At 39.3% G+C, this 20593-nt stretch carries 25 protein-coding genes; 4 read left to right on the top strand and 21 right to left on the bottom strand.

Annotated features, from left to right (window positions below; all coding sequences use genetic code 11):
* Positions 1-12 precede the first annotated feature (12 nt).
* The 7 genes from MKX82_RS18470 to MKX82_RS18500 all read right to left on the bottom strand — a co-directional run bounded on the left by MKX82_RS18470 (position 13) and on the right by MKX82_RS18500 (position 7145).
* Positions 13-1362: a gluconate:H+ symporter gene (locus MKX82_RS18470; protein ID WP_233315860.1), complete on the bottom strand. Its 1350-nt coding sequence runs from the start codon at positions 1360-1362 to the stop codon at positions 13-15.
* A 239-nt stretch (positions 1363-1601) separates the two neighbouring features.
* Positions 1602-2264 (bottom strand): FadR/GntR family transcriptional regulator, encoded by a 663-nt coding sequence (locus MKX82_RS18475; RefSeq protein ID WP_233316148.1) that lies wholly within the window; start codon positions 2262-2264, stop codon positions 1602-1604.
* A 193-nt stretch (positions 2265-2457) separates the two neighbouring features.
* A complete protein-coding gene (locus MKX82_RS18480) occupies positions 2458-3216 on the bottom strand; it encodes an SDR family NAD(P)-dependent oxidoreductase (protein ID WP_237942035.1) in 759 nt (252 codons plus the stop codon).
* A gap of 23 nt (positions 3217-3239) precedes the next feature.
* Positions 3240-4184: a transketolase family protein gene (locus MKX82_RS18485; RefSeq protein WP_233315862.1), complete on the bottom strand. Its 945-nt coding sequence runs from the start codon at positions 4182-4184 to the stop codon at positions 3240-3242.
* Positions 4184-5017 (bottom strand): transketolase, encoded by an 834-nt coding sequence (locus MKX82_RS18490; RefSeq protein ID WP_233315863.1) that lies wholly within the window; start codon positions 5015-5017, stop codon positions 4184-4186. The genes MKX82_RS18485 and MKX82_RS18490 overlap by 1 nt, the downstream gene beginning before the upstream one ends.
* Positions 5018-5366: 349 nt before the next feature.
* On the bottom strand, positions 5367-5831 hold the full coding sequence (locus MKX82_RS18495; RefSeq protein WP_237942036.1) for a hypothetical protein: 465 nt from the start codon (positions 5829-5831) through the stop codon (positions 5367-5369).
* A gap of 132 nt (positions 5832-5963) precedes the next feature.
* Positions 5964-7145, bottom strand: a complete 1182-nt coding sequence (locus tag MKX82_RS18500; protein WP_341079040.1) for a YhgE/Pip domain-containing protein — start codon at positions 7143-7145, stop codon at positions 5964-5966.
* 170 nt (positions 7146-7315) lie between these two features.
* On the opposite strand from MKX82_RS18500, the gene MKX82_RS18505 reads away from it, so the two are divergent.
* Complete coding sequence (locus MKX82_RS18505; RefSeq protein ID WP_233315866.1) at positions 7316-7936, top strand: TetR/AcrR family transcriptional regulator; 621 nt, start codon at positions 7316-7318, stop codon at positions 7934-7936.
* A 333-nt stretch (positions 7937-8269) separates the two neighbouring features.
* Here MKX82_RS18505 and MKX82_RS18510 read toward each other — a convergent pair whose 3' ends face one another.
* Genes MKX82_RS18510 through MKX82_RS18525 form a run of 4 tightly spaced genes read right to left on the bottom strand, consistent with a single transcriptional unit; the run spans position 8270 to position 10782 of the window.
* The gene (locus MKX82_RS18510; protein WP_341079043.1) at positions 8270-9502 is read right to left on the bottom strand and encodes a glutathionylspermidine synthase family protein; all 1233 of its coding nucleotides are present in this window, start codon (positions 9500-9502) and stop codon (positions 8270-8272) included.
* A 1-nt stretch (position 9503) separates the two neighbouring features.
* Positions 9504-9959 carry an RNA helicase gene (locus tag MKX82_RS18515; protein ID WP_341079045.1) on the bottom strand — a complete coding sequence of 152 codons (456 nt, stop codon included), beginning with the start codon at positions 9957-9959 and terminating at the stop codon, positions 9504-9506.
* 15 nt (positions 9960-9974) lie between these two features.
* On the bottom strand, positions 9975-10373 hold the full coding sequence (locus tag MKX82_RS18520) for a DUF350 domain-containing protein (RefSeq protein WP_237942040.1): 399 nt from the start codon (positions 10371-10373) through the stop codon (positions 9975-9977).
* Between the two features lie 25 nt (positions 10374-10398).
* Positions 10399-10782: an aminotransferase yhxA gene (locus tag MKX82_RS18525; protein WP_341079047.1), complete on the bottom strand. Its 384-nt coding sequence runs from the start codon at positions 10780-10782 to the stop codon at positions 10399-10401.
* A 144-nt stretch (positions 10783-10926) separates the two neighbouring features.
* On the opposite strand from MKX82_RS18525, the gene MKX82_RS18530 reads away from it, so the two are divergent.
* On the top strand, positions 10927-11319 hold the full coding sequence (locus MKX82_RS18530) for a GNAT family N-acetyltransferase (protein ID WP_341079048.1): 393 nt from the start codon (positions 10927-10929) through the stop codon (positions 11317-11319).
* A 15-nt stretch (positions 11320-11334) separates the two neighbouring features.
* Here the strand turns inward: MKX82_RS18530 and MKX82_RS18535 are convergent, their stop codons facing one another.
* A complete protein-coding gene (locus tag MKX82_RS18535; RefSeq protein WP_341079051.1) occupies positions 11335-12300 on the bottom strand; it encodes a quinone oxidoreductase family protein in 966 nt (321 codons plus the stop codon).
* Between the two features lie 118 nt (positions 12301-12418).
* Between MKX82_RS18535 and MKX82_RS18540 the strand changes: the two genes are divergently transcribed.
* A complete protein-coding gene (locus MKX82_RS18540; protein ID WP_233315873.1) occupies positions 12419-13327 on the top strand; it encodes a LysR family transcriptional regulator in 909 nt (302 codons plus the stop codon).
* 27 nt (positions 13328-13354) lie between these two features.
* Here the strand turns inward: MKX82_RS18540 and MKX82_RS18545 are convergent, their stop codons facing one another.
* The gene (locus MKX82_RS18545) at positions 13355-13867 is read right to left on the bottom strand and encodes a DinB family protein (RefSeq protein ID WP_341079054.1); all 513 of its coding nucleotides are present in this window, start codon (positions 13865-13867) and stop codon (positions 13355-13357) included.
* A gap of 220 nt (positions 13868-14087) precedes the next feature.
* Between MKX82_RS18545 and MKX82_RS18550 the strand changes: the two genes are divergently transcribed.
* Complete coding sequence (locus MKX82_RS18550) at positions 14088-14510, top strand: NUDIX hydrolase (RefSeq protein WP_233315875.1); 423 nt, start codon at positions 14088-14090, stop codon at positions 14508-14510.
* Between the two features lie 24 nt (positions 14511-14534).
* On the opposite strand, the gene MKX82_RS18555 is transcribed toward MKX82_RS18550, so the two are convergent.
* From MKX82_RS18555 to MKX82_RS18590, 8 genes are all read right to left on the bottom strand, one after another.
* On the bottom strand, positions 14535-14876 hold the full coding sequence (locus MKX82_RS18555) for a GIY-YIG nuclease family protein (RefSeq protein WP_233315876.1): 342 nt from the start codon (positions 14874-14876) through the stop codon (positions 14535-14537).
* 19 nt (positions 14877-14895) lie between these two features.
* Positions 14896-15648 carry a DUF2087 domain-containing protein gene (locus MKX82_RS18560; protein WP_341079056.1) on the bottom strand — a complete coding sequence of 251 codons (753 nt, stop codon included), beginning with the start codon at positions 15646-15648 and terminating at the stop codon, positions 14896-14898.
* Positions 15649-15789: 141 nt separating this feature from the next.
* On the bottom strand, positions 15790-16626 hold the full coding sequence (locus MKX82_RS18565; RefSeq protein ID WP_341079058.1) for a metallophosphoesterase: 837 nt from the start codon (positions 16624-16626) through the stop codon (positions 15790-15792).
* 6 nt (positions 16627-16632) lie between these two features.
* The gene (locus tag MKX82_RS18570; protein WP_341079060.1) at positions 16633-17361 is read right to left on the bottom strand and encodes a hypothetical protein; all 729 of its coding nucleotides are present in this window, start codon (positions 17359-17361) and stop codon (positions 16633-16635) included.
* A gap of 81 nt (positions 17362-17442) precedes the next feature.
* A complete protein-coding gene (locus MKX82_RS18575; RefSeq protein ID WP_233315880.1) occupies positions 17443-17769 on the bottom strand; it encodes a MazG-like family protein in 327 nt (108 codons plus the stop codon).
* Between the two features lie 388 nt (positions 17770-18157).
* On the bottom strand, positions 18158-18619 hold the full coding sequence (locus tag MKX82_RS18580) for a GNAT family N-acetyltransferase (RefSeq protein ID WP_341079062.1): 462 nt from the start codon (positions 18617-18619) through the stop codon (positions 18158-18160).
* A 64-nt stretch (positions 18620-18683) separates the two neighbouring features.
* On the bottom strand, positions 18684-19394 hold the full coding sequence (locus tag MKX82_RS18585; RefSeq protein WP_341079064.1) for an SAM-dependent methyltransferase: 711 nt from the start codon (positions 19392-19394) through the stop codon (positions 18684-18686).
* A gap of 49 nt (positions 19395-19443) precedes the next feature.
* On the bottom strand, positions 19444-20325 hold the full coding sequence (locus MKX82_RS18590; RefSeq protein ID WP_237942049.1) for a GNAT family N-acetyltransferase: 882 nt from the start codon (positions 20323-20325) through the stop codon (positions 19444-19446).
* Positions 20326-20593 lie beyond the last annotated feature (268 nt).

Consider the following 20593-nt stretch of genomic DNA (forward strand, 5'->3'; position numbering starts at 1 on the left):
CCTAATTATAGTTTATACAAATAAGTCTAAAATCAGCGTGCAAACCAAGCCAATAACAGAAGAAATTGTGGAAAGAACGGTATATGTTCCAAATGTTTCTTTCAGCGTCATGCCCGAATATTCCTTCACGATCCAAAACGCAGCATCATTAACGTGAGAACAAATCGTGCTGCCGCAGCCTATTGCCAAAGTTACGAGCGCTAAATTAACTTCTGGGTGCATTGCAAGCATTGGTGTGACTAAACCAACTGTGGAGATGGCCGCAACCGTTCCAGACCCAAGAGCTATTCTTAATATCGCAGCCACAATCCACGCAAATAAAACTGGTGATAATGCAGAGCCTTCAAATAGTTCTGCGATATATTCGCCAACACCGCCTTCAATGATGACTTGTTTAAAGGCACCGCCTCCGCCGATAATTAGCAGCATCATCCCAATCGAATTAATAGATTTCGTACAGGATTTCATTAAATCCACCATAGCAATGTTTCTTTTTATGCCCATTGTATAAATCGCAACTAACAGCGAAATAATCATTGCAGTGGAAGGCTCACCAAGAAATTGCAGCACCTTAAAAATAAGGCCGTCATGATAATTCAGTGCTTCTTCAATAATTTTAATAACAGCAGCAATTGCCAGCAGAATTACTGGCAGCATCGCTGTAAATACACTGATGCCAAAGCCTGGTGTTTCTTCTAATTTAAAAGATTTCTCTTCCTTAAAAACTCCGTCTGGGGTAACCTTTTCAAAGGCACTTGGCACGATTCTTTTAGCAATATTCGGATAGATGACTCCTGCGATAATCACACAAGGAATCGAAATAATCAGCCCGTATAAAAGAACAGTCCCAACATCTGCGCCAAGTCCGTTCGCAACCGTCGTAATACCTGGATGCGGCGGCAAAAAACTGTGTGTGATCAGCAAAGCCGCACTCATATGCAAAATCAATTTAACAATCGAGATTTTCACTTCTTTTGCGATTGTGAATATAATCGGTACGATTAACACAAAGGCTACTTCATAAAACAAGGCGATACCGACGATAAAGGAAGCAATAACAACCGCCCAATGAATTTTATTTTTTCCGAACTTATTGATAAGCGTCATCGCAATCCGGTTTGCTCCGCCAGCATCAGCGATTAATTTACCTAGCATAGCACCAAGTCCAAAGATTAACGCTATATGTCCTAATGTACTGCCTAATCCATTTTCAACAATTAGTCCAATCTCTTCTAAAGGTATCCCTAAAAGCAGGGCAACGATAAAAGAGACAATAATCAGTGAGAAGAAGGTATTTAATTTCAGCTTCATAATTAAAAAGATTAATATTATTACCCCAACAGATACGTAAAGTAATGGCATATTATTCACCTCAGCCTTTTTATTGGTTCGAACTTCACTACAATGAATCTATCAGTCTAGCATTATATTTGAATACGCTTTCTTTTTTACTTAACATTTGTATACTTATCTTCTTGTATGCTAAGTACACTAAAAAAATAAAGCAGTTACTATTAAATAATATGTTGAGAGCGCCTAAAGCCATTCCTAAGCAATCCTGTTTAGGCTATCTCAACAAATTATGTAATAAAAGCAGCTCATCATTTCCAATAACGGTCATATAAGTTTTGCATATGGTTAGTCATAATGTCTGTCGCTTTTTTTTCATCTCGTTTTTCTATAGCCTCGATGATTTGTTTATGTTCATTTAAATTTACTTCCAAATAATCTGGTCTTGTTACAGTACGATCACGTATGAACTGCCACATTTCCTGTTTCTTCATCGCATTAATGATTGCTGCCATAATATTGATGAACAATTCATTATGAGAGGCTTTTGCAATATTATAGTGAAGTGCTTCGTCTGTTTCCGGAACGTAAACACCTGACTTTGTTTCCTCTTCCATCTTGTTTATTGTTTCCCTGAGCACAGCAATTTCCTCATCTGTAGCACGCTGTGCGGCAAACTTAATGATTAAAGGCTCGATATTCATTCTAACCTCTACTATTTCTTCTGGAGAAACAGAATCAAATGAGATAGGATCGTGGGAATTGTTAGCTTGGTTTTGATTGCTTTTTACATAAACGCCTTCGCCTTGGCGGGAATAAATGAATCCATTTAACTCCAATGCACTCAGTGCCTGACGAACTGGAGCACGGCTGACACCAAACTGCTCACATAATTCTCTTTCTGCAGGCAGCTTATCTCCTACTTTAAAAGTTCCTGACTCAATCTCTGATAAGATTTGCTGATATATTTGCATATACAATTTTTTGCTGGAAACTGGATTAAAATTAATAATAACCACTTCTCTCTGCGTTAATATTATTAGATAACCTATTATACTATAAGGTTATTATATAAAATAAAAATATGTAAGCGCAATAAAAGTAAAATAAATCATAGCCGAAGCTTCTTTTATCTAAGGCTATGATTTATTTTTAGAAAGTGGTTAATTAGTCCATATGTGATCCGCCGTTAATATCTATTTCTTCCCCAGTGATATAGGATGCCTCTTCCGTTGCTAAAAACGCAATGGCTGCAGCCACTTCCTCTGTTTCACCAGGTCTGCCCATTGGAATTCCATCAATTACTTTAGCTGCCTGTTCTTCCGGAAGTGACTTCCAAATATCTGTGTTTACAAGACCAGGAGCAACACAGTTGACTGTGATTCCGTGCTGTGCCACTTCACGAGCTAAGTTTTTCGAAAATCCTAGAACAGCCGCTTTTGATGCAGAGTAATGAGCTCCCCCGAACACACCGCCGCCTCGTTTTGCTGACACGGAAGACAGACTGATGATCCTGCCGAAATTTTGTTTTTTCATTGTGTCTAGGACTGCTTGTGTACATAAGAATAATCCAAACATATTTACGTTAAATACTTTTGTAATATCCTCAATTGTCATGTCTTCAACTGTTACTTTTTGAGAGATTCCAGCATTGTTAATTAAGATATCTATGCGGCCATACTTATCTAAGACTTTTTGAACCATCGCATCATTGGATTCTTGGCTGGTAACATTCAACAGCACACCAAATGCCTCTCCACCTTGTGTTTTAATGGCATTAACTGTGTCTTCGATTCCTTCTTCATTTAAATCAGCAACTACGACAATGGCACCTTGTTTCGCAAGTGTTAAAGCAATCGTGCGTCCAATTCCCTTTTTCGAACCGCTTCCTGTTACAATCGCAACTCTATTATCTAATTTAAACATAGTATTCTCTCCCTTTAATAGTATTATTGAAGCAATTCTTGCGCTGTGTTTACGATATTTTCTATTGTTATGCCGTTCAGCTCTAATAATTTTTCATATGGAGCAGATTGCCCAAACTGGTCTTGAACACCGATTCTGCGCACTTTCCCTCTTCCTTCTTCTGCAACGACCTCACATACAGCGCTGCCTAATCCATTGATAATATTGTGATCCTCTACAGTGATGATTTTGCCGATATTCACACACTCTACAACTGCGTCTCTATCTAATGGCTTAATCGTATGCATATCCAGCAGTTTCACAGAGATACCTTTACTTTCTAATTGCTTCGCCGCTTCCAAGGCAAGATAGACAGTATCTCCATTTGCAATAATGGCGATATCATGGCCTTCCTTTAATCGCTTCGCTTTGCCGATAATAAACTCTTCATTCTCATCGTAAATGAATGGCATCGTATCTCGTGTAAAACGAAGATAGACAGGACCATATTTCTCAGCAGCTTGCGCCACCAACTTTCTTGTGGAATGATAATCAGCACCCATCACAACGGTCATGTTAGGGATTGTTCGCAAAACACCCATATCTTCAATCGCTTGATGGCTCGCACCGTCGTTTGCTGGCGTCAGACCGCCATGTGAACAAGCAATTTTCACATTCAAGTTCGGGTAACAAATTTCCTGTCTAATTTGTTCTGCCATTCTCATCGAGCCGAAGACCGCGTAAGTGCTTACAAAAGGAATTTTGCCTGTAGTCGCTAGACCTGCTGCTAATCCAGCGCCATTTTGTTCAGCAATCCCGACATTAACATGCTGTTTCGGGAACTTATTGGCAAATTCTGTTGTTTTACAAGACTTACCGATATCAATATCTACAACGTAAATATCTTTATTTAATCCGCCAAGACGGACAATTTCATCACCAAAGGCTTCTCTTGTTGCTTTCTTTTGTAACACTTTGTTTTCACTCATTATTTTAGCCCTCCCTCTAATTCTGCCAATGCTTTTTGGTATTCTTCATCATTAGGAGCAATTCCGTGCCAAGTTACCGAATGTTCCATAAAGGAAACACCTTTTCCCTTTACAGTGTTACAAACAATACATTTCGGTTTGTTATTCTTAGAGTTTCTTGCGCTGTCTAGTGCTGCAACAATTTCCTCCATTGAGTGGCCGTCTATTCTTGTTGTTTCAAAACCAAAGGACTTAAACTTCAGCTCAAGATCTTGGTTCGGCATAATTTCTTCTGTTGGACCATCAATTTGCAGTCCATTATCATCCACAAAAACTACTAAGTTATCTAATTCATATTTAACGGCGCTTTGTGCAGCTTCCCAAATCTGTCCTTCCTGACATTCGCCATCACCAACCATTGCAAACACTCTATATTCTTTTTCGTCTCTTTTTCCTGCCAACGCCATTCCGACTGCACATGAAAGACCTTGACCTAAAGAGCCTGTAGAAATATCAATTCCTGGACACTTCTTCATATCCGGATGACCTTGGAATGGAGACCCCATTTGGCGAAGTGTATAAATGGTGTCATACTCAACAAACCCTCTTAGCGCTAAAGCCGAGTATTGAATTGGACAAACATGCCCTTTTGATAAAACGAAACGGTCTCTATCTTCCCAATTAGGATTGTTTGGATCGATGTTCATTTCCTTAAAATACAGTGCCGCAATAATATCAGCCGCCGAAAATGAACCTCCAGGATGCCCTGATTGTGCCTTATGAATCATCGTCAGTGCCGTTTTTCTAAGATCAACTGCATTTTGCTTTAACTCTTCAATAATTGTTGCATTCATATTAATCACCCCAAGGAATTGAATTTTAACCTGTATACTTATTTACTTGTCTACTTGTATACTAAGTTACCTTTGTTTACCATTATAAAACGTTTTCAACATTTGTCAACAGAAATGTAAACGATTTATTTGGGTGGATTTGTTATTTTTCTATTATTTATTAGAATTTTCGCCATTTAACGACAACAAAAAACGCTAAGCAGCTTTGCTGTTTAGCGTTTGAAAGTATTTATTTATCCATTTCCTTATCTTGAGTAAAAAAGAAAATAAAAATCACGAGAGATAATGCGATTAGAAACTTCCCTGTACTGCTCGTTCCTTTAATGACAGGCAAATCTGTTAAACTCATTTAGAACACCTCACTAGCTTTTTTAAGTTTATCCACTAGCTGTGTATCGAGACGAAAGCTGGTATTGACAATATTTCTGAATTCCCTTTGATTCTTTTTTAAGTATGGAAGAACCGGAACTACCTTTTCCCTTCCAAAAATGGGTCCGCTGATACTTAAAGAAAATCTCGCATCTGATGAGATAAACAGACCAACAAGATTAATTTCGTCCTTTATCAACAGAATGGCTAAGATAATATCAATAACATCTAATGAAATATCAGCAAACTGATTGCCCTTTTTCGCTTCTAGCCTAGATCCACCTGTAATTGGCCCGCCGACTGTAAAACCAAAGTAACCTGGACCAAAGTAAATTCGGCTAACGGTTATTTGCCCAGTTAAAAGCAACGAAGCAATCACAATATCAATATCCCGTTGTATTTCCCTTAATAAACGACAATCTAAGGTTTTGTCCTCCAGCTTCATTACACTCACCTAAAAACCGACATAGATAAATTATATGCATCGCAGTTCAAAACGGTTGATTGTCTAGAATGAAAATACCTCTTTCATTTGACCATAACCCTACTTCTGATAAGCTGGGATTTTTTCTAATTTTTAATTTTGGGTTTGCTTATTTGTTGCTTTGAATTTTAACGCAGAAGCTAAGATGACGACAAAGCCTACAACTCCAATCCAAACAAGGGTAGAAACAGAATCCCAAGTTAAACCTTTATCAAAGAATAGTAGTTCTCGTAAGCCTTCTACCATAAATCGCATCGGTAACCAAGAATAGACCCAGTTTTGATAGAATGGTGACATCATTTCTGGAGCCATTGCCAGTAATGGTGCACCAAAGAATAGCATTAAGATAAAAATAGGCATACCTCTTAGTCCCATAATGGAAAGGACAGCTGAAATCATTAGAAAATAGCTAAAGGATGTTATCGATAAAAATAAAGCTGTACTCAAAAAATCAGGAATATGAAGTCCTACCATTCCATCTGCCAGCCAAGTTAATCCAAATCCTACGACCAGTGTGATAATTGCTCCAATAAAAACCTGCACTGATCTCACTACTAAACTTTCTTTTCGACTAGTTATGGTTGCCTTTTTAAGTGAAATAAAAATAATGGCAGCACTCGCTAAGCTTGCCATCCAAAGAGGCTGGAATAAAGAAACAGGTGCATTGCCATTAGCACTTTTAGTACCAGTTTCATTAACATTAGTAACTTTTGAAGTGATAGGTGTTGCCAGGGCTTCAGCTTGTTGTATGCTTATTGCTGTTCCTTGTTTTTCTAGTCCATTTAGTAGTTGTGTACGAACATTGCTGTTTATATTGTCCACTACACCGTTCAAAATTTGCCCTGCCAATGTTGATGCCATTGTATTCATACCTTGATTAATAAAGATTTGAAGTTCAGATGGTGAAGCAGGTGCTGCTGTTTGTAAAGAAGCCTGGTTAGCACTAAAATCTTTCGGAATAACCATGGCTGCATAATATTCCTGGTTATCTAATCCTTTTTGAACTTCCTTAAGACTACTTACTTCAATCCATTTGACTGCAGGGTCTTCTTGGTCTGAAGTTGTCTGTGAATTTTCTTTAATCATTTCCACTATTGTTTTGCCCACATTCATTTCTGATTGATCTGGTATCTTCACTCCAGCATCCTCATTCACAATTGCTATCGGCAGATTTTTAGGTACTGGTTGGACCGATGGAAATAATGTTAATAAAAATATAAATATTATGACCAATGTAATGAATGGTGATAACAGTAATAGTTTGTTTTTAAACATATTTGAACTCCTCCAAAAAGATAAGTATAATAAACGAACAACGTGTTGTTTATTATCTTCTAAATTATATGGATGAAATGTACTTCCTTCAATAAGCAAATAAATAGTATATGTTGGATAAAGAACACCTTTATAAATTGTGTTGGATAACAACAAAGGAGGAACCTGAGATGTCTGAAGGTAAAACTGATTTAAGAGTCACTCGAACGAAGGAATCTATTCTAGACGCATTGATAGAGTTAATAACCGAAAAAGGTTTTGAAGCCATTACAGTTAAAGATATAACAACTAAAGCAAAAATTAACAGAGGAACATTTTATGCCCATTATCAAGATAAATTTGACTTAATGGCAAAATGTGAAGAAGAAATCATGGAGGAAATGTCCAGTATTGCAAAGCAAAACTTCCCCAGTGTTATTGCTTCACTTGAGGCGGATGCTCCAGTTGTGCCACCATTTCCTCTTACTGTTGCATTATTTGAATATTTAAACAGTAATAGTGCTATTATGAAAGCTTTATTAGGTCCAAAAGGTGATTTATCATTTCAGACAAGACTGAGAGAATTTATCTGGAATTCACTTTATGGAAACAATCCAAGCTCTCTTGTAAAAGAAGAAAATTTCCTTGTTCCAGGGCAATACTTGGCATCCTACATGGGAACGGCATTGATTGGAGTAGTGCAACAGTGGTTGCATAGCGGCAGGAAGGAATCTCCCCAAGAAATGGCTCGTATCCTGACAACCATTACAGTCAACGGTCCTCTTTATGCAGCTGGGTTAAAAAATAACTAACTATTAGAAGCGAAGAAATGCATCGACTTAGCCCAACATTCTTAAATTTTTCATTTACACACAAAAAAACGTAAAATCCCAGCTCAATCACAAAAATAGCTGGGATTTTTATTAAGGACTTACTACGACACCATTAATGGGTTTTCAGTAGGATATTCAGGAACTTCAGCTGACTCATGAAATTTGTATATTTCTATGAATGATGGTGACGGGCACTTTACAGATAATGCAGGTCACTGATTGCTAACATTCAAGTAAAAATAAAAAAGAAATTATATTTAAAAAGCAAAACAAAAAAAGGAATCAGATCTCCTTCTGATTTCCTTTTTTCTTTTATTCCCTAACCCCAACCGGAAGATAATAAGATAAATTATTCGTAATAGTACCTCCAGCCCGAAGTCCGATGGCTGAGGGCTTTCCATTAAGAAGGAAGCTGCCGATAAGAAGGCTCCCTTCTTGTCGGCCTTTTTCTGTCAGTATTGATGCTTTTGGATGCTCGATGTACTGCTGATAGACAGGGAGAAAGTCGGTATAGGACTTCTGGGTATCTGCAAGTGCGAGCCTGCCGCTCCCTTTATATATTTCAACAGTATCTCCTTCTCTGCCAAAGGCTGGCTTCTTCACAAAATCCATATTCCGCTCTATGAAGGGTTCAGCCTCGAGGTAGGTTGGCAGAAAATAGGACTCGATCCAGTGATGCTCTTCATCTGTATAAAATGGATGTCTTTGTTCATGCAGATTCCAAATAACTGCCTGAACTGCTTTGTTTTGCAGCAGGAAGGCAGATGGTGGATTGATGATGGACAGCTTCCCTTCCTCAACAAGCTCTAACAGCCAGATGCCAATTTTATTTTCTTCTTCATCTTCATCAAGAATAAGATTTTCAATTGGAAAGGTTTGTCTGTACAGGATGTCAATTTGATTTCCAGCCTCGTCAAACAGCCCCTTCCCCTTTTCAATCTGGAGCTTATGCAGCGGTATGTATGTGCCGGTTGTTTCTGAAATGTTCAGCAAGTACAGGCTTGTTTCTTTATCTTCGATATTGTCGTCATGGGCAGTAAAGGCAATCGTTGGCCTATCCTTGCCAATTGCTTCTGCCGCTTCCTCGATCGCAGTGCGGACAGCCTTCTTTAATGCCTGTTCCAAGCCTGCATTCGGATTTGTTACGGCAAACTCTGAGCATACTTTGCCGTTTATGGAAAACAGCTCTTTAATAAAGGTTGGTGTGTCTGCGTTAATTTCAATGCATTTATAGCTGTCTTGATATGGGATTAAATCAAGTCTGGAAATAACACTTCTTATTGCCATTGTCTCCAGACGCAAGAAAGAGAAGGCTTCTTCTGGAAAGCCCATTTCCCGCAATGTCCGGTCTGGCACTTCCTTTAAAAGCTCCCATGTTTTAAAGAATATTCGCCCAGTATATTCACTGACTTGGCGTATCTTTTCCACTTCTTCCTGTGACAGCATATGCACATCATAAAGGGCATACTCCTCCCCGTAAAGATCTGCCCAGAAGCTGTCTATCTGGGAATAGAAGCGCCTTCTGTTTTCTATGTGGCGATCCATTCTATTCCTCCTCCAAATCCTTTACATACAGGACGTATACGCCTCTGTCTTCATCGATTTCTGTTGAAGTTACCTCCATTTGGCCAACATTGGGAATATCAATGATATCCTTCAGTAAAAAGCGAATCACATCAAAGTGGCTTGCGATAGGAATGGAAGCTAACAATTGATAATTATCTGCTTCACGATGCTTTCTGAACTCGATATAGATGCCTTTGCCTCTGTAGTTCTTTTCATCAAGCACGGTGACATTTCTGCCTCTGTCCTGGATGACGAGAATTTCCTCATTGCCTGACATCTCATTGCATACAAGCTCATATTGCTGGCCTCTCATGATGAGGTATGTGCATAATTGCCTTGCATACAGCTCATCTACACCAACATCCCGAACATCATACTCATAAAATGGCTCATAGTTTCCGTTGCCTTTATCAATAAAATACGTCAGTTTTTTCATTTTACAGCTCCCTCATTAATAGGACAGGCATTTTGCCACGATCCAGCCAATTGCAAGAGATAATGAAAACAGCATGACGCCCACTGCCCGATTATCTTCTTTAATAGCATTGCTGATACTGAAGCGGATTGTAACTACCTCTGCCAATACGAAAACGACAATCTGTGCTACAATTCCGATTGCTCCCCAAATAGCCATATCTACCAGTGAAACAGAATATTCAGCTGCTGCTCCTAATACTATTGCCAAGCCGACGACCTTACCGCCGAGGAGCAGTGCCGCACTGACATTTTTCTCTGCAATCAGCCTCATTTCATTTATTTTTGGTGTACTTAACATAAATAACAGAATACCGATAACAAGCAGCACGATTGCTACTCCTAAATAAGAACCGAAATTAAGGTATAAGTTCACGTTTACACTCCCTTTCTAAAATATATTAGCCGCCATAGCTTTTTTTGCCGCTTCCGAAGCCGCTTGATTTGTTGGTTGAATCACTGCCACCGCTCACACTTGAACTGGAGCTGCTTGATTGCTGCTGTTTCTTATAGCTCGTATTTTTAAGCAAAGAAGACTTTGAATTATAATATTTTCCACCGTAGAAATAATGGCCGTAATATCTGGAATTGCTGTCCTCGCATTCCCAGACACCATCATCTTCATCCCATTCCCAATTGGTGCAGTTTGTATCATCTGGAACTGGTGGAATATCGCTATTGCTCGATGAACTGCCTGTTGCTGTTCCGCTGCTGCTGCAGCCGGTAATGCCAATAAGGACAGCTGTTGATAAAATCCCTGTCATGACTGTTTTTGTTTTCCCCATGTTAATCACCCCACTCTCATGATGTAACTATACGAATATATCTTCATAAAGATTCTATATTTACAAAAAAATAGTCAAGTTACCTAATCTATTCCTTTATAATTACTTTACAGCATTTTTTCAATAAAAAAAGGGGTGGCATACATGAAAGTAAATATAGCGGTTAACCTTCCAATTGAAAATCATGAAGTTCCTGACCTCAGGGAGGCTGTTGGCTGGGGAAGACGGGATAAGGACTATCCTTCTTTATTCGAGAGATGTAATTTCTGGGCTGGCGGCAGGGATGAGCTCGGCAAGCTTGTCGCATTTGGCTATGTATGCGGGATGGGCTTGGAACACGGTTATGTGGAGGACATAATGGTCCATCCGAGCAAACAAAAGCAAGGTATTGGCATGGAACTTGTCACAGCATTGATTGCGGAGGCAAGACAGTTCGGGTTAGGAATTCTGACTGTTTCCTTTGATGAGCATAATGCTAACTTTTACAAAACGTCCGGTTTTACGGTTTCATCCGGCGGTGTGCTTTATTTGGACTAATAAATAATCCTCCAGCTATGGCAGGAGGATTATTTTTCCGATGTTTTTTCTGCTTTCCAACAAACCGTGAGCAGCTTGCCCCTCACTTAATGGGAAGGTAGTTATGGAAGGAAGCAAAAGCTTGCCTTCAGCCATTAGCTGAAACAGCTCGCCTGCTCGTGTGATTCGGTTTTCCCTAGTAGTTAGGACATTCCACAAGTCTCCACCTGTTAGTGTTTTGCTTGTATCCATCAACATCCGAGGATCTATGAGCGGTGGATTGCCGCCTGCCATTCCGTAAAATACTACCGTACCGCCTACCTTTACTGCTTCAAAGCTTTGCATTAAAGTTGCTCCGACCGCATCATAGACTACATCCGCTCCCTTAGTATCGGTCAATTCCTGCACGGAAGCTGTCCAATTATCAGCATATGTGAGCGTATGGTCCGCTCCTGCTTTTTTGGCCGCCTCTGCTTTAAGCGCTGATGACACAATAGCAATCACTTTTGCTCCTTTTATTTTAGCCAATTGAACAAGCAGCTGACCGACACCGCCTGCAGCTGAATGAATAACCACTGTATCTCCTTGTTGGACAGGGAAACTGTCCGCTACCAAATATTGAGCAGTCAAACCTTGAAGCAGAACAGCCGCTGCGTCTGTAAAGGCAATATTATCAGGGATTGGGATGGCTTTATGAAATGGGACTGCCACTAATTCGGCATTAGCATAAGGTACATCAGCGAAAGCAATGGAGTCACCAATCTTAATTCCCTGCACCTGTTTGCCAACAGCTTCTACAACTCCTGCCCCTTCGTAGCCGAGAATATACGGCGGTTCGCCTTCAAGATGATAATGGCCCTTTCTTCTGTAAATATCAGCATAATTCAGCCCGATTGCTTTTGTCCTTATTAGCACTTCATCTTCCTTCATAACCGGATGAGGCACATCCATATAACGCAACACTTCCTTTTGTCCAAATTCCATAAAGCATAATGCCTTCATTAAAAATCCTCCTTTTAAGTTCTTATTTCCTTATCTTTATTTTATAATGGTAGCATTAATCAAAAAAGCTGAATATAACTATTTAAATCATCGAAAAAACCGATTTAGAGGTGGGAATATGGAGATTAAACAGCTAAAAACATTTAAAACTGCAGCAGAAAATTTAAATTTCACGTTGACTGCCAAGCAGCTCAACTTTGCACAATCGAGTGTGACAGCCCAAATAAAAAGTCTTGAAGCAGAGCTTGGTACTCCGTTGTTTGAACGGCTCGGCAAGCGGATTGTCTTAACGGATGCAGGAAAAAAATATAAGCAATATGCCGATGAAATAATCAGACTGTCAGAAGAGGCGCATACATCTATTAATGAAAAAGCAAGGACAGGCAAAATTATTATTGGTGCGCAAGAAAGCCAATGTACTTACAGGCTGCCGCCGATTTTAAAGACATTTAAGCAGAAATATCCTGAGGTGAAGGTTATTTTCAAACCTGCCCATTCTGATGAACATGCCAGAGAAGGACTGTTAAAAGGGGAATTGGATGCTGCTTTCATTACCGATATCTCCCGGAGTGACACTTATCTGCATACAGTCCGACTTTTGGAGGAGGAAATGGTGCTCTTTGTCGCCTCTGATCATCCACTAGCTCAATTACAATATGTGTCTCCAGAGGAATTAGCACAGGAAACCTTGCTGTTGACAGAGGAAGGCTGCTCTTATCGGACAGCGTTTGAAGAAACATTGGCACTCTCAGGGAATTATGCACGCTCCAAGGTGGAATTTTCTAGCATTGAAGCACTTAAGCAATGTGCCCTTTTAGGGATGGGTGCTGCCATATTGCCGTTAATGGCGATAGAAAAAGAGGCTGAGACTGGTTTAATTAAGAAGCTGGATTGGGGCAATAGTCTTCCATCTATTTATACAAATCTCGCCTGGCACAAGGATAAACATCTGTCGCCATTGCTGACAGACTTTATTAAGATCAGCTCTAAGCTTTACTTGTCGGGAGGCAGCATATTGGCGACTTAATTTCTTAGCCAATATGCTCTCTCCCCTTTAGCCAAGCATATATCGCGATTTAAGAAGACCGACATGATGACGCTCATGGCCAGCAATAATATAAGCAATAGAGTTTACTGTGAATTCTCCATTGTTGGCAAAGCCTGTTTTCATCCAAGCCCCTTCAGGCAGCCCCTTTAACAAAGCAACAGTGGCAGCTCTTACAACAGTCCATTCTGCCAGAAGATCAGCTATCGTTCTGCTTGAAAAGTTAGATTCTTCCACATACTTTTCATCATCATACCCAGCAAGCGGTGTTTGATCTCCCCTTGCCATTCGCAATATCCGATAGTTCATAATTCGCTCTGTATCCATCACATGGCCGACAACCTCAAGCACACTCCATTTTCCCTCTGCATAGCGGAAATCAGCCTGCTCTTTTTTTATGTCTGCAAGCAGGTTCTTCGTGTCATGAAGCTGGCTTTCGAGGATTTCAATGATATTTCCCTCAGGCACAAGGTTAACATAATTACGGTAATGCTCTGGATAATCTGTAATTGCTGGTTTCAACTTTGTCACTCCTTTTTTAGTGTCTCTTAATTGATTCTGCTTTATTTCCAGTTTTTCCTTCCTCATTAATTTCAGAATACTGCTTTATAAAATAATTGCAGCAAAAAAGAGTATGCATTACTAGTGTTAAATTTTATTGAATAAATATGGTAAAAGTACAGCTTTATCTATACACTAAGCTTATTAAATTACGAGTTACCATAGGGAGAGTGTAAGTCGATTGAAAAGAGTAGATGTTGTTTATGTTTTGCTGTTTGATGATGAAAAAAAACATGTCTTAATGGTGCAAAACAGCGGCAGCAATGGTCCTTACTGGACATTGCCAGGCGGGGCTGTTGAACAGGGCGAAACTCTCATGGATGCAGCTGTCCGAGAGGTAGCGGAAGAAACAGGATTAGAGGTTGAGGTAGGCGGAATTTCTTCAATTACAGAAAAATTTTTTCCAGACAGAGGTCACCATGCTGTCTTTTTCACCTTTTACGGAAAAATTATGAGCGGGAAATTAGCTATACAGCAGCCTGAAGAGATTGAAGCTATCGCTTGGATGGAGCTAAAGGAAGCAGAGCAGTATATATTCCTTAAAGAGCAACAAGGATTGGACCAAGAGGAAGTATCTGTGCCATATTTACTTTTCCAACCATAAAAAAAGGATGGGCATCCCATCCTCTTAATTATAGCCTCTTTCTCCAAACGGCTGCAGCTCTGCTAGCCATTTTTCCTCCAGCTTGCCTAGTTCTTCTTTTTCATTGAAATATGGATCGTTCTTTTTCTTTAAGACTTCCAGCACCTCAAATGTGAAGGCATCCTTTCCATATTCCTTCCACTCAGCTGCTAACCCATTATTCGTATGTCCACCGTTTTCGAGTGTGAATTTCACACCGTTTAATGTTTTCAGATTTCGTGTGCTTCCAACAAATAGCTTGCCATTTTCACGATTTTTAATGAGATAGATACCTGCTTCGACTGGTGTTTCTTTATATAATTGCTTTAATTCCTTTTTCCTGTCCATTTTATTCACCTGCTTGGTATTATTTTTTGACCCAGTATTCGCTTCCGTCGTCTTTCCTGTCAATAAAGCCGTACTCAATCAGCAATCTTCGAATTAGTACATAGTCTTCATAGATTGGCTTTAGTAAGTCATTCAGAGCTGTTTCGCTGTATATCACTTCATTATCGATACTTTTCATAATCTCTCTTAAAATAATCAGCCGCTGCTTTTCTTTTAAAGGGAATTTTTTCAGCTTTGCTTCTGGCTGGTTCTCAAAATATTTGCGAATTGTTTTCTCTTGTTCTTCCTCTGTGATGTTATAGCGGTCATCCACTTGTTTTGCTGTTTTATGAATAGGTACAAAGCTTGGCGCATGGTCATCTTTTTCCTTTAACAGCTCCATCAGTGCAAGAAAGGTTCTTGCCTGCCTTTCCTTTTCCTTCAACACAAAGCGGTGGTGACGAATCGTTGAGGCACTGCCGATTTCAAGCTCCTTCTGTACCTCTGCATCACTCTTACCTTGATAAAATAGGCGAAGCAGATTGCTTTGGTGGTCAGTTAGGCCTGTTATTTTTTTATCAAGACTTATTAAATATTCAAAAACAGATTGATGGCTTCTTTCAATATGAAGCCTCATAAACTTTTCCGCTTCGTACAGCACATTTCCATCAGGATAGATGATTCCTTTTTCAACTGCTTCACCGCATAACAGACAGATAAAAGTGTCCGTTTCCTCGACATATCCCTTTTTTAAGTCTTCTAGGGTTGATTTGCTAAAATAGTCTTCCTTCATAAACAAACACTCCGTTTAAAAGTTTGTATTTAAACAAACAAATTTTACTTTCGTTTGTTTATATTCTATGCATTTTTAAATTAATTGTCAATAACTCAAAAAAGGAGAGGATACAGTTCTCTGCATCCTCTCCTTTTAAGGCTATTTATTCTTAATAGTAATCTCGACTATTTCCGGGGTGTTAAACACCCTTTGTGGAATAATACTGTTGCCGAGCCCGCGATTTACAATCATTGCTGTTTCATTTTTTTCAAACATACCTGCAGTATACTTTGGCATAAAGCCTTGGTCAGGTGCGACTAATCCGCCAACAAAAGGGATTCTCACTTGGCCGCCATGTGCATGTCCAGACAATACAAGATCGATATCATGCTTTTCATATAAGGAAAATAGCTCAGGTCTATGTGATAACAGCAGAACAAAATCCTGCTCTGTCACGCCTTCTAGAGCTACTTTCAGCTCCCCTTCAACTGTTAATGCCGCATCATCGTTTCCGCTGACAGCTGGATCATCAACACCTGCGATAAGAAGCGTCGTTCCGTTCATGTGTAGCTTTTCCTTCCGATTATGCAAGATATTAATATTGGCCGCCTTTAACCCTTCCTCCAACTGTTCATAACGCCCAGACCAATACTCATGATTTCCAGTAACATAAAAGGTTGGTGCAATTGCTGCAAGCTGCTTCATTAAAGCAAGAGCAGCTTTTTCATTATATTTTTTCTGGTCAACAAGATCACCTGTAAATGTAATAATATCAGGTTTGACTGCTTTCACCTTGGTAACGAGCCGCGTCTGATTCTCACCGAATTGCTTGCTGTGTAAATCAGACAGCTGAACAATTTTCACACCAGCACCAGCTAACTTTTGTGATGTTATGGTATAGCTGTTCCAATCTAGTTTGTTATTTTGGTAATAAGAAAACAAGGCTGCACAAATGATAAGCCCAGCTGCAAGCAGCAGGTTCCTTTTCTTCATCATAAACCTCTAAGAGTCTTGTGTGCGATTTTGCCATTCTACATCAAAACCGCCTCGCAAGCTTTCCCCTTTTACTATTATTGTATAAGTATCGGTTTTATCTATATTCAGCTTGAGCTGACTTGGATTTGTTTTTATGGAGGAGACAGTTCTGTTTTGTTTATCAACAATATAATAGCTGTATCCGCCGCCATTTTCATTTTTTACCTTTACCGTCACAAGTAGCTCCTCACCCTTTTTCACTTCAATTGGTATTTCCTTTGCCCCATCAAAGTATAAAAAATAAGCAGAATATGAGTTTTTGCCGACAACCTCATTCCATTCCTTTTTGATTGTTGTATCTGGTAGGGTAATCAACAAGCACAGGATGGGAAGCACACAAAAGCTGTATCTGAATAGCTTGAGTTTTCTTGCCAAACTCTTCCCGAAATAAAGCAACAGTGTGCATGCGGCACTAAGCAGGACAGAGACAACAATTGTGTAGCTCGGTTTGAGCAAAAGAAAAAACATAACAGCTGCAGCTGTGTATGCTGGCAGTGTCCATTTTGGATAGCTTGCAGCAATCTGGCTCACTAAAAAAGAACCAAGAGCTCCGCTGCACCAAAAAAGAAGCCAATAAGATCCATCAACCGTAAACGCATACATATTCCAGTCAAAAAACAGGATTAATCCCATATAAAAAACTGCCAAAAACCCTGCACCAGCAATATCACTGAGCAAGCACGCTTTTCTATCCATTATTATCCTCCTGTCTGCTACTCTACCAATATATTACCAGATTAGGAGGAGAAAGTTCCAATTTTTTCTATTTAACTATTTTTATTCTACGTTTTCAGCATAGCGTTTATTAAGCTTTTCGCGGTGGGAATGGAAGATTTCTTCAAGAGAAATGTCATATTTGTTAGCAATAACAATAATATTGCCTAACACATCGCCAAGCTCCTCTGTCAATTCCTGTCTTTGCTGATCAACTGTTCCTTCCGCTTCGTCCGGTCTGTCTCTGCCAATTTCTAACGCCCGTATCGCTCTTGCAACCTCGCCTGTTTCCTCTGCCAAAAAACCGATGCGGATGAAAATATCCAGCTCGGACCAGCCCCGTTTTTCATAATAAGCTTTAACCCATTCTTGAAATTCATTTACATTCACAAAAATCCGCCTCCCTTTTTTTACACTATAAATCTTATCAAAAAATCTTTGTGCAAATAAGACAGACACCTAAGTCATGGACACAAAGCCTTCACTATTAGGTTTAAATGACTAAGTTTTTCATTAGAGATATTTCATATAATAGGATTTAAAGGAGGATGTTTATGAAAAGCTGCCGTTTTCTCGTGGTCTTGTTCTGATGAATAATATCACAGCAAGTCTTTTAGCCGGAATCACTATACTATTCATGAGCCTATCTGTGAAAAAACTCGAAAGAAAAAAGAACCAATATACAAAGGCAAGGTTCTATTGGATACGCACAAGTCTTCTTGTTATTCCAAGTGTATTAATTATGGTCATTCTATATTATCTATCAAAATAAGCCTTTCTAAATGGTTTTTGCCATTACATAAAATATCATATCTTCACCAGTAAACATATATGTTTTTCGGAAGCCAGCACGTTCATAAAGAGTAATTGCCCGTTCATTAAAGGCTGCGACAGTGAGGCGGACGGAGCTGCTGGTTGTTTTAAGCTGGTTCAAAATATAGCGGATAAAGCTCGCCCCCATTCCCTTTCCAGTCAGTTCAGGCTTCATTCCTAAGCCAATATCTAGACTATCCTCCAAATAAACACCATAAAACAGCCCGAGGGGAACTTGCGCAGAAGTACCCGTACAGTAAAAACCAATCAATGCCCCGCCGTCATCCAACACTGCAAAATAAGGCTCTTCAAGCAGTTCTTGCATCGACTCTTCCTTATTATGATCATTGTAAAAATCATATGGCGGTTCATACTTCCAGCTGAGGATTTCCTCTGCCCAGCTTTTTGTCATTATCGCTGTTTGCATGCTCCTAACCCTTTCTAACGTTTGTTCTTTAGTCTATCATTATGGCGTTAAAAAGGACATCAGCTTAATCGTGATGTCCTTTAATAATACGCAGCATCGTATTAGCATTTTTCTGAAACTCATAACCGACCTTCATTTCTTGTGCTTTATAACCTTTTGCTGTCAGTCTATCAATCAGCTCATCCATATGAGCATATCTATTGCCGTCAAGATCTGCTGTCGGAAAAATCCGCAATTCTTCGTTTGTCACTCTAAGCAGTTCATCGATTGCAGCAAAATGAAACTCCTTATCCAGTCTGTCTGCATACGTGAATAAAAAGTGGGCTGACAGCACGATATCAAATTCCTCTTCTGCGAAGGGCATAGTTGGCAGAGTGCACGGAATATACTTTTTAGGGTTACTAGCTCTGTCCTGGTAATAGTCGTTAAGCGCTGCTTTTCGATGCTTTAGCAAGCTTGTGACATCATTAAAGTAGTTCCAGACAAAATGTTCCTTTACTTTTTCAAGAGCAGAGGCAGTATGCTTTATGTCTTCAAGACCTTTTTCATACAACTCATCATTTCCATAGTAATAAGCTATGTCTGATGCTGTTATATCTAGATGCTGCTTTGTCCCTTTTGCAGTAAAGGAACAGGCACCTGCTGGACAATCTAGTATCCGCTTACCTTTTAATTCTTCTAAAGACAGTGAGAACATATCGATATATTCCTCATATGTCCTGCCGATAAAGATAATTCTTTCTAGCGAGAGCCCTTCCTTTTCTATTGTCCTCACTCCTTTTTTATTTTCCAAACATATTCATCTTTTTTATTCCAGTATAATTTTATGCCTTTGTTAATAATGAATGCCTCTTGTTTTCCGGGTACACAGTCTCCCCTACCGTCCTCACAAACAGCGCATCACCCTCTTTAGGCAAATGCCTTGTTGACAAACCAGTCAGGTTGTCTAGGGTAAAATGAAAGACCACTTCAGTCGTATCAGCCTTTGCGATTTGCGCTAGTAATTTCTCAAGAACAATGGAATGACTCGCCATCACTTCATATAGATGAAGTTTATTCCCTTCCATCTCGCAGATAACGATAACTTCCTCTTTTTCCAAATAATAGATATGCTCATGAAATACATTCAAGCAATAAAACAGCAGAATCCCCCATGCCCCCTCTGTCGAAAATGCTTGAGACAACGGTTTTCTCCTGCGTGCCACAGACTCAATGAACCGAAGATCGTCTACACTTTTTCCATTGAGCTTACGAACAGTCACACCTTCTGTCTGTTTATGCTTGTACTCAAGAAAGAACTCTTGCTCTTCCACTTCTTTAAAACCGAATTTCGGATAAAAATCCAGCACTTCATTGTTAGCAAAAAGATATATTACATCTGTTTTCTCCTCATAATCTGCAAGGACTTTTTCTAATAAACTGCGAGATAATCCACATCCCCTGTAGTCTGGATGTGTCATAACTGTACCGATTTGCACAGCCTTCTTCTTCTGTCCTGCTATTAGTAAATCAATTAGATTAACAGAGACATTAGCAACAATCTTTCCGTGATCATGAAAAGAATATGGAATATACCGGTCATTCCAGCAGTCTTTTTGATACCATTCCTCAAAACTTATCCCAAATACACTGCTAGCAAGCTCTGAAAAACTTTGCCGCAAAACGTCATCTTGTTTGTAATCTTTCACGAATTTCAACTTTTCCATTTATATCCCTCCTTTACTTCTAAACTTACATATCCATTATATGACTATATGTGCAGAAAAAGTAATCTTTCGACGAAGATTACAACAGAGTAATAATTATTTTAAAATATTAATATATTGGAAATTATCTTTGAGAATCATTAGAAAATCCCTTGAAAGGAGGAAGGGATACTGTTTATAAGACTAGGAGCCTCAGCTTGGAATAATTTGCTCTGTTTCTTGATTATCACTCTAGTGAATGTACATGTTATATTATTAATAAGAAGTA

The sequence above is a fragment of the Niallia sp. FSL R7-0271 genome (genome assembly GCF_038005785.1).
Classification (GTDB): Bacteria; Bacillota; Bacilli; order Bacillales; family Cytobacillaceae; genus Niallia.

What these genes read in the sequence shown, in the direction of transcription:
- MKX82_RS18470 (WP_233315860.1), bottom strand. Translation starts at nt 1,362, where the DNA reads ATGCCATTACTTTACGTATCTGTTGGGGTAATAATATTAATCTTTTTA.
- MKX82_RS18475 (WP_233316148.1), bottom strand. Translation starts at nt 2,264, where the DNA reads ATGCAAATATATCAGCAAATCTTATCAGAGATTGAGTCAGGAACTTTT.
- MKX82_RS18480 (WP_237942035.1), bottom strand. Translation starts at nt 3,216, where the DNA reads ATGTTTAAATTAGATAATAGAGTTGCGATTGTAACAGGAAGCGGTTCG.
- MKX82_RS18485 (WP_233315862.1), bottom strand. Translation starts at nt 4,184, where the DNA reads ATGAGTGAAAACAAAGTGTTACAAAAGAAAGCAACAAGAGAAGCCTTT.
- MKX82_RS18490 (WP_233315863.1), bottom strand. Translation starts at nt 5,017, where the DNA reads ATGAATGCAACAATTATTGAAGAGTTAAAGCAAAATGCAGTTGATCTT.
- MKX82_RS18495 (WP_237942036.1), bottom strand. Translation starts at nt 5,831, where the DNA reads ATGAAGCTGGAGGACAAAACCTTAGATTGTCGTTTATTAAGGGAAATA.
- MKX82_RS18500 (WP_341079040.1), bottom strand. Translation starts at nt 7,145, where the DNA reads ATGTTTAAAAACAAACTATTACTGTTATCACCATTCATTACATTGGTC.
- MKX82_RS18505 (WP_233315866.1), top strand. Translation starts at nt 7,316, where the DNA reads ATGTCTGAAGGTAAAACTGATTTAAGAGTCACTCGAACGAAGGAATCT.
- MKX82_RS18510 (WP_341079043.1), bottom strand. Translation starts at nt 9,502, where the DNA reads ATGGATCGCCACATAGAAAACAGAAGGCGCTTCTATTCCCAGATAGAC.
- MKX82_RS18515 (WP_341079045.1), bottom strand. Translation starts at nt 9,959, where the DNA reads ATGAAAAAACTGACGTATTTTATTGATAAAGGCAACGGAAACTATGAG.
- MKX82_RS18525 (WP_341079047.1), bottom strand. Translation starts at nt 10,782, where the DNA reads ATGGGGAAAACAAAAACAGTCATGACAGGGATTTTATCAACAGCTGTC.
- MKX82_RS18530 (WP_341079048.1), top strand. Translation starts at nt 10,927, where the DNA reads ATGAAAGTAAATATAGCGGTTAACCTTCCAATTGAAAATCATGAAGTT.
- MKX82_RS18535 (WP_341079051.1), bottom strand. Translation starts at nt 12,300, where the DNA reads ATGAAGGCATTATGCTTTATGGAATTTGGACAAAAGGAAGTGTTGCGT.
- MKX82_RS18540 (WP_233315873.1), top strand. Translation starts at nt 12,419, where the DNA reads ATGGAGATTAAACAGCTAAAAACATTTAAAACTGCAGCAGAAAATTTA.
- MKX82_RS18555 (WP_233315876.1), bottom strand. Translation starts at nt 14,876, where the DNA reads ATGGACAGGAAAAAGGAATTAAAGCAATTATATAAAGAAACACCAGTC.
- MKX82_RS18560 (WP_341079056.1), bottom strand. Translation starts at nt 15,648, where the DNA reads ATGAAGGAAGACTATTTTAGCAAATCAACCCTAGAAGACTTAAAAAAG.
- MKX82_RS18565 (WP_341079058.1), bottom strand. Translation starts at nt 16,626, where the DNA reads ATGATGAAGAAAAGGAACCTGCTGCTTGCAGCTGGGCTTATCATTTGT.
- MKX82_RS18570 (WP_341079060.1), bottom strand. Translation starts at nt 17,361, where the DNA reads ATGGATAGAAAAGCGTGCTTGCTCAGTGATATTGCTGGTGCAGGGTTT.
- MKX82_RS18580 (WP_341079062.1), bottom strand. Translation starts at nt 18,619, where the DNA reads ATGCAAACAGCGATAATGACAAAAAGCTGGGCAGAGGAAATCCTCAGC.
- MKX82_RS18590 (WP_237942049.1), bottom strand. Translation starts at nt 20,325, where the DNA reads ATGGAAAAGTTGAAATTCGTGAAAGATTACAAACAAGATGACGTTTTG.